At 42.5% G+C, this 14,009-nt stretch carries 10 protein-coding genes, 2 tRNA genes and 1 pseudogene; 8 read left to right on the top strand and 5 right to left on the bottom strand.

Annotation, left to right across the window (positions count from 1 at the left end; all coding sequences use genetic code 11):
* Positions 1 to 3 precede the first annotated feature (3 nt).
* The gene (locus GHI93_RS06545; RefSeq protein ID WP_153496266.1) at positions 4 to 402 is read left to right on the top strand and encodes a Fur family transcriptional regulator; all 399 of its coding nucleotides are present in this window, start codon (positions 4 to 6) and stop codon (positions 400 to 402) included.
* Positions 403 to 466: 64 nt separating this feature from the next.
* Here GHI93_RS06545 and GHI93_RS06540 read toward each other — a convergent pair.
* From GHI93_RS06540 to GHI93_RS06530, 3 genes are all read right to left on the bottom strand, one after another.
* Positions 467 to 552, bottom strand: a tRNA-Leu gene (locus GHI93_RS06540).
* 58 nt (positions 553 to 610) lie between these two features.
* The gene (locus GHI93_RS06535; protein ID WP_153496265.1) at positions 611 to 1,540 is read right to left on the bottom strand and encodes an alpha/beta hydrolase; all 930 of its coding nucleotides are present in this window, start codon (positions 1,538 to 1,540) and stop codon (positions 611 to 613) included.
* Positions 1,541 to 1,584: 44 nt separating this feature from the next.
* Positions 1,585 to 1,743 carry a hypothetical protein gene (locus GHI93_RS06530; RefSeq protein ID WP_153496264.1) on the bottom strand — a complete coding sequence of 53 codons (159 nt, stop codon included), beginning with the start codon at positions 1,741 to 1,743 and terminating at the stop codon, positions 1,585 to 1,587.
* Positions 1,744 to 1,857: 114 nt separating this feature from the next.
* On the opposite strand from GHI93_RS06530, the gene GHI93_RS06525 reads away from it, so the two are divergent.
* The 7 genes from GHI93_RS06525 to GHI93_RS06495 all read left to right on the top strand — a co-directional run bounded on the left by GHI93_RS06525 (position 1,858) and on the right by GHI93_RS06495 (position 13,648).
* Positions 1,858 to 3,735, top strand: a complete 1,878-nt coding sequence (locus GHI93_RS06525) for an isopeptide-forming domain-containing protein (RefSeq protein WP_153496263.1) — start codon at positions 1,858 to 1,860, stop codon at positions 3,733 to 3,735.
* Between the two features lie 54 nt (positions 3,736 to 3,789).
* Positions 3,790 to 5,052, top strand: coding sequence for a class C sortase (locus GHI93_RS06520; RefSeq protein WP_153496262.1), 1,263 nt, complete (start codon positions 3,790 to 3,792; stop codon positions 5,050 to 5,052).
* 33 nt (positions 5,053 to 5,085) lie between these two features.
* On the top strand, positions 5,086 to 5,835 hold the full coding sequence (locus GHI93_RS13240) for an LPXTG cell wall anchor domain-containing protein (protein ID WP_153496261.1): 750 nt from the start codon (positions 5,086 to 5,088) through the stop codon (positions 5,833 to 5,835).
* A gap of 48 nt (positions 5,836 to 5,883) precedes the next feature.
* Positions 5,884 to 9,063 carry a beta strand repeat-containing protein gene (locus GHI93_RS06510; RefSeq protein WP_153496260.1) on the top strand — a complete coding sequence of 1,060 codons (3,180 nt, stop codon included), beginning with the start codon at positions 5,884 to 5,886 and terminating at the stop codon, positions 9,061 to 9,063.
* 295 nt (positions 9,064 to 9,358) lie between these two features.
* The gene (gene licT / locus GHI93_RS06505; protein WP_153496259.1) at positions 9,359 to 10,213 is read left to right on the top strand and encodes a BglG family transcription antiterminator LicT; all 855 of its coding nucleotides are present in this window, start codon (positions 9,359 to 9,361) and stop codon (positions 10,211 to 10,213) included.
* An 18-nt stretch (positions 10,214 to 10,231) separates the two neighbouring features.
* Positions 10,232 to 12,172, top strand: a complete 1,941-nt coding sequence (locus GHI93_RS06500) for a beta-glucoside-specific PTS transporter subunit IIABC (RefSeq protein ID WP_153496258.1) — start codon at positions 10,232 to 10,234, stop codon at positions 12,170 to 12,172.
* Between the two features lie 30 nt (positions 12,173 to 12,202).
* Complete coding sequence (locus tag GHI93_RS06495; RefSeq protein WP_153496257.1) at positions 12,203 to 13,648, top strand: glycoside hydrolase family 1 protein; 1,446 nt, start codon at positions 12,203 to 12,205, stop codon at positions 13,646 to 13,648.
* 126 nt (positions 13,649 to 13,774) lie between these two features.
* On the opposite strand, the gene GHI93_RS06490 is transcribed toward GHI93_RS06495, so the two are convergent.
* Positions 13,775 to 13,861 (bottom strand) — tRNA-Ser (locus GHI93_RS06490).
* 39 nt (positions 13,862 to 13,900) lie between these two features.
* Positions 13,901 to 14,009, bottom strand: a pseudogene (locus GHI93_RS06485) (IS982 family transposase); the annotation flags it as partial.

The following is a 14,009-nucleotide window of genomic DNA, read 5'->3' as shown; positions in this document are numbered from 1 at the left end:
GAGATGACTGTTGACTTAAAAGAATTATTAAAAACACATGGACTAAAAGCAACAGCACAGCGTTTATCTATCTTAGACTATCTTATCCATTGCCACACTCACCCGACGGCAGAGGAGATTCACGAAGCATTTCCAGAGATTAGTCTTGCCACGGTATATAATACATTAGAAAAATTAATTGCCAGCAAATTAGTGATTGTGATGGGAGATGGACTCACCAGACGTTACGACTATTATGGCGAGCCACATTATCATATCATCAATAAAACAACAGGTGAAATCTTAGATGCAGATAATTTTGATCTACATCCATTACTTGACGCTGCACGCTCCGCAAGTGGATTGACAATCACAGGATTTAACATTGAAGTCTATGGCGAAAATCAAAAAAAAGAGGAATGATCTATCATTCCTCTTTTTTAATCAAAGAAAAAAGAGCTTTACAAACACAAAGCCCTTTTAATGATGCGGTGGAAGGGACTTGAACCCTTACAGCCTAAAGCGGCCACAGGATCCTTAATCCTGCGCGTCTGCCAATTCCGCCACCACCGCAAAACAGTACTTCAATATCGTACCATTTATTCTCATTTTTTGCAAGCTTTACAGAACATTAATGAAGTGGATTATAGTGATTCATAAATGCACTGACAGTCGTGCGATAGAGTTTTGGATTCGTTTCAAAAGACTTCGCATGAGCAGCACCTTTGACAATAAGTAAGGACTTTGGAGTACCAGATTTCACAGCCTTGTAGTTTTCATAGACCATCTTTGTAGGGACATATGTATCTGCACTACCGTGAATAAGTAAGATTGGCAAATGATCTTTTGCCAGAGCAGTAGTAGATTTTGCTTCTTGGAAAAACCAGCCCTGACGGATTTTATTTTCTAAAGAAACGCTATAAACCAACGGAAAAGCAGGAATATGATATGAAGCTTTCGCTTGATAGGTGATTTCATCCCAGACGCCGCTATACCCACAATCTTCGATGATACTGCTCACCGATGAAGGTAAGCTTTTTTGACCACTGGCCATCATGACCGTTGCAGCACCCATTGACAGTCCAAAGAGTGTGATATCGCTTGTGGGATCTTCTTTTGTGAGTTGTTTAGTCCATGCAATGACATCTGTCTTATCATAATATCCATAGCTGATAAACTTCCCTTGAGAAGCACCAGCACCGCGATTATCAGGCATCAAAACATTGTACCCAAGTTGATGAAATAATTCACCGTATTGGCGCATGGCTGATTTATCTTGTCTAAACCCATGAACAATCACGACCGTTTTATGAGTGGGCTGATCGGCAGCGACATACCAAGCATCAAGTTTCAGACCGTCAGTTGTGAGGGTCTTTTTCGTTTTTTTCAGTTGATCAAATTGCACGACGAGCGCATGATTGGGACTTTTTTTTGAAACCTGCTTCACAGCAGCACTACTTCGGATCGCAGCGACATTGTAAAAATAAAGCGTGGCCCCACCATCAACCACAAGCAATACAATAAGAATTCCAATGACCCATTTTATTATCTTTTTTTTCATCATGCCATATTATACATTAATTTATGAAAATAGTCTCTTTTAAATCACGCATCACACGTATTTTTTTTATTTATATCCCCCACAAAAGCGCCAAGAGCAAGAGCAAGAGCAAGAGCAAGAGCAAGAGCAAGAGCAAGAGCAAGAGCAAGAGCAAGAGCAAGAGCAAGAGCAAGAGCAAAAATTAAATGAAAAAGAGCGAACATTACACTTGTAATTTATAAAAAATGAAGTAAGATAATTACAGGTCATGTAGTGGAATGAATCCAAAACAGTACAAAATATTACGGACCTTTAAAAAAATAAAAGAGGTACAACAAATGAGTAAATCATTAAACAAAAAATTCACCCTAGCAAGTATGACTTTGCTTACTCTTTCTGTATTTGGAACTTCTGGATTGAGTGTTGTCAGCGCTGCAACGACACCAAACAAAGCCACGACCGACCAAATCTCAGATGGAAATGTCGCCATCTACGCAGAACAAGCAGCACCAACGGGTGGATATGGCTCAGGTCAAACCAACACTTTTGGTAATAATGACGGCTCAGACCAAACGTCTGGAAACACTACAAGTGTAGTCGGCGATGGTCAAAATAGCAGCGCCAAAACAGGTGTAAATGGGAGCGTGAGCACAGATGCAAATGGTAGCGTCTATGGGATGTCAAATGTTACATTTGACGTGTACAGCATCACCTCATCAACGGGTAAGGCAAGCGACATGACGCCAGCAAATGTGACGTATAACGATGATGGAACACCAAATGTTTCAGCAGATGGAACAAACATCACACTTGGAGATCTAACAAAAACAGGAACGACAGATGGTTCTGGCCTTGCGACAATTTCAGGTTTGTCTGACGGCTATTATCTCATCACACAAGTCACAACGGTTGGTGGTGTGCGTACTGTAGCTCCATTTATCATTCAGGTCAATACTGAGGACAATAGCGCTGGAACACTCAATGTATATCCTAAATTGAGTCTTAGCTCATCTAATACAGCTTCAGATAGTGTTTTAGTAAAAGGAGATACTTCTGATACAGTGACAGACCCTAATGCGATTTCAAATAGCAAATTGGGATCTGATGATGTTGCGTACACTAAACAAGATGTCAACGGCAACACAAACACCGCTGGATCAAATGATACGGTCACTTGGAACGTCAACTCTACATTTGATCAATCACAAGTCACTAACACGACAACAACGACAAATGCTGGAAAATATGTCATCACAGATACTATTCCAACAAGTCAATTTGCGACAGGAGCACAAACAGTTTCTAAAGTCAATGTCACAGATAGTACAGGTAAAGTTCTTGGTACTTTGACAGCTGGTACGGACTACACAGTCAGTACTGATGGAACAACAGTAACATTGACACCAGCAGGTCAGATCAAAGCAGCAGATCTTATCGCTGGCGGAGATGGGACAGGAACAAAATATGGCACAACAGGTGGCATCAATGTTCAATATACAACGACTGTCTCAAATACCGCAGTTGGTCAATTTAAAGATAGTCCATCAACAACGATTGTCAATGCTTATGGAACAGATCTCTCAACAAACGTTACGACAGGAATCACTCCATCTACCTTGAATGTTGGTGGAACAGACTTTGAAAAAGAAGCAACTGGAAGTCAAACGCTTTTGCAAGGTGCTGAGTTTGTCCTCGTCCAAGCAAAAACAGCAACTGATGCACAAGATTTAGTAAAAGCTAACGCAAGTCTCTTTAATAATACAGCTCAAGCTGGATCTGCCTTTAAAGATGCGACATCTACAAATGCAAAATTCGTAACGGATAGCACAGGAAATGCTGTTACAACAACAACAGACAGCCATGGTGTGGGATCATTTACAGGTCTGAATTTAGTAGATACAGATACAGATACTTCTGATGCGACCACTTACTTTGCTGTCGAAGTAAAAGCGCCAGGAACAGCAGATGGTAACGCAAATAATTATGCTCTTCCAAACGCATCCAATGCAGAAAATGTCTTTGCAGTAAAAACATCAACAACAACTTTGAATGGTAGTGGAACGACGAACTCTAATGTTATTTACAACAACAAACCTTTCGCTTTGCCATTCACTGGAGGTGAGGGATTGACGGGAATCATCATTATTGCGACGGTTGCAGGACTTGCTGCGTTTGCGATCCGTCGTCGTCGTGATAATGAAGAAGAACAAGCTTAACTTTGACGATTGAAGCGGGATAAAAAGCAAAGAAATCCATGAGAGGAGCGCGTGATGAAAAAAGAGCAAAGGAAGAAATCTGCTAAATCTCGTACTTCCAACCGTATTCGTACGGGCTTATCGACTTTGTTTTTATTGATTGCGCTTGGAGTGCTTTTATATCCAATCATTGCAAACTATCTCGCTGCTAAACAAGCCGTCACTTCGGTGCAAAAGTTTAATCAAGAAGTTCAAAAAACGAGTCAAACCAAAGTCAAGCAAATCATAGATGATGCCAGACTCTACAATGCAAAACTCTACAATCAGTATGTCTATGACGCAAGTCAAGGTATCAAGTTTACAGGAAAAATCCCTGATTACAATCAAACCCTTGACATCGACCAAAAAGGAATGATGGGCTACATCTCCATCCCACAGATCAAAGTCAATGACGTGCCGATCTATCATGGGGACGCTGAAAGCACACTTGCGATTGGGGTTGGGCATCTGCAACAAACCAGTCTGCCAATCGGTGGCATCAATACACACACGGTACTTGCAGCACACTCTGGACGGGTCAATGATACGCTTTTTACAGATCTGGACAAGCTCAAAAGTGGAGATGTTTTCTATATCCATACACTCAACATTGAGCTAAAATATGAGGTCATCAACACAAAAATCGTACAACCTGCTGATGTTTCAACGCTAAGTATCATCAAAGGCGAAGATCTCGCGACGTTGGTCACCTGCTATCCGACAGGAATCAATAATAAACGACTTCTTGTGACTGGAAAACGCATTCCGCTCACACAAGTCACTCCCTCAGAAAAGATTAGTCGCAATAAGTTTGGCTATGATTTTTGGGTGCTGGCAGGATCGAGCAGTCTTGCGTTGCTTGCACTTTTGACAAGTCTGCTCTTACTTTTAGCAAAAAGACGCAGACTTTATCATGTCGCACAAGTTGTTCTGAAACAGCCGCATTTAGCAGATGGAAAAGTACAAGGAGAGTTTGGCGCAGGATTTTATCTGACGACCAGCAAAAAGCTAGCACAGCACCAAGCACAAGCACTTGAGGGCGCTGTGATCAATAGTTATCGGTTTGTAAAAGCCAAAAAAGGATTAAAATATCTGATTTATTATAAACAAACGGAAAATTGGGAGAAGTTTGTCACCGCAAACTTAGACGGACAGTACGAGGGAAAAGCACACGACTATGTCAAAGGGCCTCATCACACTCCTGAAATCCCAGTCAAACGTCGGGAGATGCAAGTCGTCCTCCAGTCAGATGCCGCATTTGAACATCTGAAGTTTATCAAGTCAGAGCAAGTAAAATAAAAAATTTTTAGACTTTCTAAAAGAGGAGGAGTCGTGAAAGTAAAACCAATCAATCTCTTTATCGTACTCCTCCTTTTCATAGGAGGCCTAAGTGCGACGAGCGTTGATGCCGACACACACACGCAAACGCTGACCATCGTCAAGTACGGTCTGAGTCAAAACGCTACAGGATTTCAAGAAAATCAAACCATCAACACAGGTCAAGAAATCAATCATCTCCCCATCTATGATAATACAGGTCAAGAACTTCATGTTGTCTCTGACATCTCGTATGAAGTCCAAGAAGTCGCTGCAAATGGCGCTGATACGATAGATCCAAAGCACGAAGAAACCTATCATCTTGTGGGAAAAAGCCAAAAAATCACGACGGACGCTACAGGTCAAGCCAGTCTCACACTGAGTGATGGCGTGTATCTCCTCACAGAGCTTGCCAATCCTCAAAAAGGATTGACGACACCGAGTGAGCCTGTCTTGATCCATCTACCAGCATGGGATGCGACAAGCTCAAGTGACATGAGTCAACTCTATGTCTATCCAAAATCGAGTGTCGTCTCACAAACGCCACCTGTCGTAACGCCACACCCAAAGCCAGCGCCACCAAAACCACGTCCAAAACCAATCACTAAAATCCCAAGCAACCCGATCACACAAATCGTGAATCGCTATTTGCCAAAAACAGGAGATCAAGTGAGTGCGCTAGGGACAGTAGGATTGATTCTTTTGAGCTTTAGCTTGATCATCCTACGCCGAAAAAATCGTGTCGTCGAAGAAGAAAACGCATAGAATCAAACACACAAAAATAAATCAAAAACCAAAGAAAGGGACAGCGCGATGAGCCACTCCATACATGACATAAAACACGGTGGAAGCATCCATGACGTAAAACGCAAAAAAGTGCCGCTTGAAACAAAAACGGGTCATTTTCGCACGTGGAAATCAGGTAAAAAATGGATCTACGGCGCAGCTGTCCTCTCCCTCACAGCAGGCACTGTCGCACCTATCGGCAACCTCGCCTTTCTCCCAAAAGTCGAAATCGCAAACGCAGCCACCACAAGCACCGCGACCTTGACCCCTGGTCAAGGCACGACGACAGGCTTGCCGCTCAATACACCTGATGTGGCAGCTGCCTATAGTGCTACGGATTATACAACTGCAGCCAATACAACTTTAACTGAAAATGTCTTCGCTCAATCTGGGACTGGTTTGTCTGGTTCGTTTACTCTTGGTAAGACAGGATCAAATTGGTCTGCCGTTAATGGGACTTTAACACTACAGAATTCTACATCTCATACGTCACTACTCAACCCCACTGCTACTTTATATGATGCAGAAAATTCATGGGCGACATTTAACCCGACACTTAATATGACGCAAGCTTTCTCATTTAGTGCGAGCTTTAAGGCAACACCTAATGCTACGCTCAATCCTTTGAATAACGTAGGAAATTACTTTGGGGCGTATTTTGTGCCAGTAGGAACAACTTTCACTCAGACAACAAGCACAAGCCAAACAGGTTCACCAACCTATACTGCTATTTCTGGGATTAAAAATTCGTTTTTCTTAGGGAGAAATTACTATTATACAGGTGCGAGTAGTCTAGCTATCCAGATGTCGCAAACAGATGCGTCGGCTAATCAGAACACGATTGGTACGGCAAATACAGATAATTCTGTATCAATTCCATCAGGTGGAGAAACTGTCAAGATTACATGGACACCGACAGCTGTCGGTGGCACAACAACGACAGGAATACTCACTCTAACATTCGGCAACAACACTACAATTAGCCAAAGTGTCGTGATGCAAAATGGGATGCAGTTTGGTGTTGCGGGCTCCACAGGAAACTATGGCTCTCAAATGCAAGTTTGGAATGCGAGTTTCTCTGCTTATGCACCCACGGGTCTCGTCAATGTCAAATACGTCGATAGCAATGGCAATCCTATCAATGCAGCTCCAGCGACGATGCTAAACGCCAAAGTGGGCGACACTATCGGTGTGGTTGCACCAGGCGCAACTAGTATCAGCGATAGCAATACTTATGATTATGCGGCGCCTACGATTTCAGGCTATACTTACAAATCTGTCTCGGCAGCCGTGACAGCTTCAACGTCTGCAACACCGACGATTACCGTGACCTACGCCCAGCAAGCCAACATCGCAGGCAGCTTTACCTTCGTTGATGGCACACCCGGCTCAAACACAACAGGGGCATTGCCAGGCAATGATGCGCTCAACGGCACAGGAACGACAGCAACGATAGCGGCAAATGTCGGCGATAATCTGACCATCAGCAAAACGGATGTCCTAACAGCTGTCCCAAATCCACTGGGTACTGCAAAAGTAACCGTGAAAGATACTACAAACACTAGTGTGACGCCTGTCGTTTATACGGCGCCTTTGGGCTACTATATCGTAGGTTACAGCTATGCGGGTGGCAAACCTGTCGCACTGACGGACTCAAACACGAGCTTACCGACAACGCCAACGACATCTTCTGTGACCGTTGCAAGCAGTACAGATAAAATCCAGTTTTATTTAGCACCGTATTCAGGTTATCAGACGACGGCTATCACTGCTGGTACAGCTGGTACGGCGACTTACACGATGACCTCAGCAGGTGGAACGACCAGTACTCAGACGATTGCTAATACAAATGCAGCCCAAACAAAAGTTTTCCTTGAAACAACGACCGATGGCGGTGCCACAGCGACTCTAGGTGTAACACTTAAACAAGCGAGCGGTTCAGTCGCAGCAGGCACCTATAAGGCTTTTGGGGGAAGTAGTACCAACGGAGGGCTTTACTCAGGGACTCTAACAGGCAACTCAATCAACCAGCCCTATGGCTTCATTGCTTCTCAAGGGCAGACTTATGCGAGTATGAAGAGTGTTTCAGGGTCAAATGCTTTCCCTACGACGACGACGCCGAATTCAAGTTTGAATATTCCAGGCTACAAGATTATCGGTGTCCGTCATTCCAACTCAACATCGGACATTAGCCAGACGACTGGGATTACAACGACTGGGCTGACTGCCACGACGAAATATGCTTCTATGGAAGCAGCACTTGCAAATAATAATGATCAATACTATGATTATCCTTATAATACCCCCGTCGGACGGCACGACTTTACCACGACAAGTGGTGGTGGAGTTGACCAGTTTGCTGTGCTTTACCAAGCTGTTCAGCCGACGATCACGACAAAAAACATCATCGTCGCTGCGGGCACTACTATTCGGGCTGGTGCTGGCTTTGTTTCATTTACCACATCGACCAATCAAACGCAAGATTCAACCTATGATGATTTTAATCCTGGTGGTGGTAATTCTAGCAATAATCAGGCTGAAAATCCTACCATTACAGGACCATTCAACGGTATGTCGGCTACTTTTGCTAATATTAAAAACCCAGGCGTTTATACAGTGACTTACAAATTTGTCGATCCTGTCACTGGTGCATCGGCATCAGCGACAGCAAAAATCACGGTGGTCGGGGCTTATGGCTTTAATACCGAAGTGCCGCTTGACGGGGCAGTTACGGGCACTGAAATGAATAGCAACTTCGGCAATGATAACTACTCCAGTCAAAATGATGTGAATGTCGTGGCGGATGCTAGCCCGTGGACTCAGGGTCAGGGGCTCAATAGCGGTGCCTCGCTCTCAGCAGGGACGGTGTCGAACCTGTCAGCTGTCGATCCCGTGGGCAACACTATCACACCCAACCTGCAGCTCACGGACATCAAGGCTGATAATACGGGCAAGGTTACCATCGCTTCTGGCAAGCTTAATCAGCCGGGCACTTACAGCTTTGACGTGACCTATACCTACACGACGGCGGACGGGCTGACGCAGACGGTTGTTGCACATGATCAGGTTACTGTTGACCCGCCGTTTGCATTGCCCTATACGGGTGGCGAAGGACTCGCGATGATTGGTGGGATTTCTGTGGCTGCGTTCATCGCAGCGGTCGCACTCTATGCCACGAAACGTAAAAAGACAGAAGAAGAAAGTTAAGCTAAAAGCATCTCAAAAGAAAAAAGCCACCGCTTTTTTCTTTTTGCCGCTTGATTTTTTAGGAGTGAAAATAAAAAAATATTTTTTATAATAGCGCTTGCAAAGCGATAGGACTTGTGCTATAATAAACTTAAATCAAAGTAGGATTGTTACTGATCATGCAGGCGAAACCGAAATAAGACAAGATACCGACGAGGAATACTCGGGTGTTTGTTTTGTTTCGGTTTTTTGATTGATTTATTGGCCATTTATTGATTACTGCGTGTGATTTTGAAAAAGGAGGAGAGTGTTTAAGATGCGCATCTTAAAAATATTTAATAATAACGCTTTACTTGTCGAAGATGATGACCATCATGAGAAGTTTGTGATGGGAAAAGGGATCGGTTTTAAGAAAAAACCGGGAGAATCAGTAGATGGAACAATGATTCAAAAAGTATTTTCTTTTCAGAAGAAAAGTGTGCGAGATTCGCTTTTAGAAATCTATGAACAACTGCCTTCTGAGGAGATCGATCTGATCAGTGATCTGATCAAAGAAGCAGAGACTGAGTTTCATCAAACTTACTTTGTCAGTCTTTATGTTTCATTAGCAGATCACATCCATTATGCAATCACACGAACGCGTGAGGGGATTGAGATTAAAAATCCTCTGACGTGGGAGGTGAGAAAGTTTTATGCAAAAGAATTTGCTTTAAGTAGAAAGTACGTCCAAAAAATCAATCAGGTCCTAGATGTCAAGCTCCACGAGGATGAAGCGGCTGCGATTGCGCTTCACTTTGTCAATGCACGACAAGAAAATAGTCTCTATCGAAATACGTATGAGATTACACATTTGATTGATGATATTTTAAAGATTGTAAGATTATATTATCATATTGATTATGATGAGGATTCTCTTTCATTTCAACGCTTTGTCACACATCTTCATTATTTAGGACAGCGGATTTTAAATGGGAATGCTTCAAATCAGATTGAGGACCAATTTTTATTTAAGCAAGTGCAGCGCAAATATCCACACGCGAGTCAATGTGTAGAAAAAATCACTTATTATTTGAGGCAAAGTCGATCAGTAACTTTAGATACAGATGAGATTGCTTATCTGACACTACACATACAGCGCTTATTTGATGAAATAGAGGAGAAAAAATCCTAGCGGATCAAAGGAGAAAAAATGGCTAAAAATTACGATGCGCTTGCTCAAGATATTCTTGAGCATGTGGGAGGTCGAGAAAATGTTGAGAGTCTGGTGCATTGCATCACGCGACTGCGCTTTAGACTTAAGGATGAAAGTATTGCGGATGATGACTATTTGAAACAACGCGAAGGTGTTGTGACGGTCGTCAAATCTGGTGGGCAATATCAGGTCGTGATCGGAAACGAAGTGCCAGAAGTTTTTGATGCAGTAAATAAAGTAGGACATCTAAAAAATGAAGTGGATCGCACAGAAGATAGCGATGATGCACCAAAAGGAATCGTCGCAAAATTTATTGATTTAATGTCGAAAATATTTGCGCCAATCTTGGGACCATTGGCTGCTGCTGGTATGCTTAAAGGGCTTGCGGCGATTTTATCTGTGGTCGGGATGAAAGATACGGGAACGTATCTTATCATTCAAGCTGCTGGGGATGGATTATTCCAATTTTTACCATTTTTCCTTGCTTATTCTGCAAGTAAAAAGTTTAAGATGGATAAATTTACAGCGATGGCACTCGCTGCTGCAATGCTTTATCCAAGTTTGGTCAATCCAGCAACGGGTCATGCACTTTATACTTTATTTAGTGGTACTATTTTCGCCACGAAGGTGTATTATACTTTTTTAGGAATTCCAGTCATCATCATGTCGTATTATTCGACCGTTGTTCCAATTCTTTTTGCAGTATGGTTTGCTTCAAAACTTGAAAAATGGTTGAAAAAAGTCGTTCCAACGACGGTGAAATTGTTTGTTGTGCCATTTGTCACACTTTTGATTGCAGTACCTTTGTCGGTCTTATTGATCGGACCTGTCTTTAGTTGGGCAGCGACTGGTGTTGGGGATTTATTGTTGACGATTTATAATGGTGTGCCTTGGCTTGCTACTGGTCTTATTGGTGGATTCTGGCAAATTTTGGTGATCTTTGGGTTGCATTGGGGACTTGTCCCTATCGCTTTGAACAATGTGGCAACCAAAGGATTTGATCCGATCATTGCCTCTTCGTTCACTGCAAGTTTTGCACAGATCGGTGCTTTACTTGCGATTATGATTAAGACAAAAGAGAAAAAAGTGAGAGAACTTTCTATTCCGGCGTTCATCTCAGGGATCTTCGGTGTGACAGAACCTTCGATTTATGGTGTGACACTGCCAATGAAAACCCCATTTGCGATTTCTTGTGTGGTTGCAGGAATTACGGCGGCGATCGGTGGATTGATGAACTTTAAGATCTATGTGATTGGTGGGCTTGGCATCTTTGGTTATTTAAGCAATATCAAAGTCGGAGAAGGGATGAGCAATCTCTTGGTGAGTGTATTTACGACGCTTCTTGCTTTTGTACTTGCGTTTGCGATTACAATGATGATCAAAGTGCCACTGCTTTATTCAAAAGAAGGAGAAACATCTGAAAATGTAGCACCTGTGACGGAAACACCGGCGCAGATGAAAGGGGGAGATACGCACGAATCAAGAGGAATCAAAGAAATTTTTGCAAGTCCGCTTTCTGGTCGTGTGGTTGCTCTTTCTGAAACACCAGATCCTGTTTTTAACTCAGGAGCTTTTGGTAAAGGAATTGCAATAGAACCCTCAGAAGGACATATTTATGCACCAATCAAAGCAACAGTACAGGCACTCATGCCAACGAATCACGCGATTGGATTGGTCAGTGAAAATGGAACAGAACTTTTGATTCATATTGGGATGGATACAGTGAAACTTGAAGGAAAGGGATTTACTGTCCATGTCAAACAAGGAGACGTTGTTGAAGCAGGACAAAAATTGATTGATTTTGACTTGGATTATATCAAACAACAAAATCTCCCATTGATTACTCCAGTTGTTGTGACAAATGAGCTTGAAGACCTTTTTGTCACAGAGGAAAAAGAGGTTCAACATGGGGACTATTTGATGACGGTATTAAAATAAAACAAAAGATAGAAAAAAAGGAGTTAAAAAATGACACAATTTCCAAAACACTTTTTGTGGGGCGGTGCAACCGCAGCAAATCAGCTTGAAGGAGGATTTGATCGCGATGGGAAAGGACTTTCTGTTGCAGATGTAATGCCGGGCGGAAAGATTAGAATGAGCACATTAAGTGATCCTGATTTTGAATGGGAAATGAATGAAAAAATGTATCGCTATCCAAATCATCGGGGAATTGATCATTATGATCGTTTTCAAGAAGATCTTGCACTTTTTTCTGAAATGGGATTTAAATGCTACCGTTTTTCAATTGCGTGGTCACGGATTTTTCCAAATGGAGATGAACAAACCCCTAATGAGGCAGGATTGGCATTTTATGATCGTTTGATTGATACTTGTGTTCAGTATCATATCGAACCTGTTATCACGATTTCGCACTATGAGATGCCACTTGGATTGGTTAAAAATTATGGGGGGTGGAAAAATCGGGCACTGATTGATTTTTATGAACGCTATGCAAAGGTTGTTTTGACGCGGTATCACGATCGGGTGAAGTATTGGATGACATTTAATGAAATAAATTCTGCAAATGAATTTCCTGCACTTTCTCAAGGTCTTGTTCCAAGTAACGGGGCAAATGATTTCACGCATATCGCTCAAGCTTGGCACAATCAATTTGTTGCAAGTAGTAAGGCGGTCAAAATTGGACATGAACTTGATCCGGATTTGAAAATTGGATGTATGATTATTTATGCAACAAGTTATGCTATGGATGCTAATCCGATCAATCAAGTCGCAAACTTGCTACAAAACCAAGGATTTAATTATTATTGTGCGGATGTTCAAGTGCGAGGAAAATATCCAGCGTTTCGCGATCGGTTCTTAAAAGAACATGGGACTTCTTGGGAAAAACTTGATACGACAGTTGAAGATTTAGAGCTTCTTTCAAAATATCCTGTTGATTATGTGGGATTTAGCTACTACATGTCTTCATGTGTAGATGAAGTAAATGATGCAGGTGGCGCTGCGCGTGGAAATCTTGTTGGAGGGGTGAAAAATCCATTTTTGGAATCGAGTGATTGGGGATGGCAGATTGATCCTGATGGCTTGCGCATTGCGCTCAACGAGCTTTATTATCGCTATCAAAAACCTGTTTTCGTGGTTGAAAATGGCTTGGGAGCAAAGGATGTCGTTGAAGTGGATGGTGCGATTCATGATGGGTATCGGATTGCTTATCTTAGAAAACACATTGAGGCGATGAAGCTTGCGGTCAATGAAGACGGAGTTGATCTGATGGGGTACACGCCGTGGGGGTGTATTGATCTTGTGTCGGCTTCGACGGGCGAGATGAGTAAGCGGTATGGCTTTATTTATGTGGATCTGGATGATGCGGGCAATGGTACTCTGGATCGTTCTCGGAAAGATTCATTTGAGTGGTATAAAAAAGTCATTTCGACCAATGGAGAAGTGCTTGAATAAATAACGTTTAAAACATCGTGTGAGTGGTTGCTCATGCGATGTTTTGTCAAAAAAAACCTCCTGCTTTCGTTCGCAGGAGGAAAAAGGAGTACATTCGTATAAAAACGAACAAAAAGGTGAAATGAAAGGAGTCAAGGGGATTTGAACCCCTGCACCGCTTTACACGGTTCGACGGATTTCGAGTCCGTTGCATTACCACTCTGCCATGGCTCCATCCTTTTATCTATAACTATTACCCGAATTGCTAGTTGATTATTTAGCCATGACTTGATACCCGATAGAATATCTTAAAGTCTCTGGTTCCAGTGATTTAGCTGATTTTAACAGTAAAGAATACGCTAAAAGTATCATCTCTAATTTC

It is taken from the genome of Lactococcus hircilactis (assembly GCF_009601015.1).
Lineage (GTDB): Bacteria > Bacillota > Bacilli > Lactobacillales > Streptococcaceae > Lactococcus > Lactococcus hircilactis.
Note: the sequence above shows the minus strand (reverse complement) of the source record. Positions and strands in the feature narration are given on the sequence as shown.

Excerpts from the sequence above, each read along its gene's own strand:
- GHI93_RS06545 (WP_153496266.1), top strand. The coding sequence starts at position 4 with ATGACTGTTGACTTAAAAGAATTATTAAAAACACATGGACTAAAAGCA.
- GHI93_RS06535 (WP_153496265.1), bottom strand. The coding sequence starts at position 1,540 with ATGAAAAAAAAGATAATAAAATGGGTCATTGGAATTCTTATTGTATTG.
- GHI93_RS06530 (WP_153496264.1), bottom strand. The coding sequence starts at position 1,743 with ATGTTCGCTCTTTTTCATTTAATTTTTGCTCTTGCTCTTGCTCTTGCT.
- GHI93_RS06525 (WP_153496263.1), top strand. The coding sequence starts at position 1,858 with ATGAGTAAATCATTAAACAAAAAATTCACCCTAGCAAGTATGACTTTG.
- GHI93_RS06520 (WP_153496262.1), top strand. The coding sequence starts at position 3,790 with ATGAAAAAAGAGCAAAGGAAGAAATCTGCTAAATCTCGTACTTCCAAC.
- GHI93_RS06510 (WP_153496260.1), top strand. The coding sequence starts at position 5,884 with ATGAGCCACTCCATACATGACATAAAACACGGTGGAAGCATCCATGAC.
- licT (WP_153496259.1), top strand. The coding sequence starts at position 9,359 with ATGCGCATCTTAAAAATATTTAATAATAACGCTTTACTTGTCGAAGAT.
- GHI93_RS06500 (WP_153496258.1), top strand. The coding sequence starts at position 10,232 with ATGGCTAAAAATTACGATGCGCTTGCTCAAGATATTCTTGAGCATGTG.
- GHI93_RS06495 (WP_153496257.1), top strand. The coding sequence starts at position 12,203 with ATGACACAATTTCCAAAACACTTTTTGTGGGGCGGTGCAACCGCAGCA.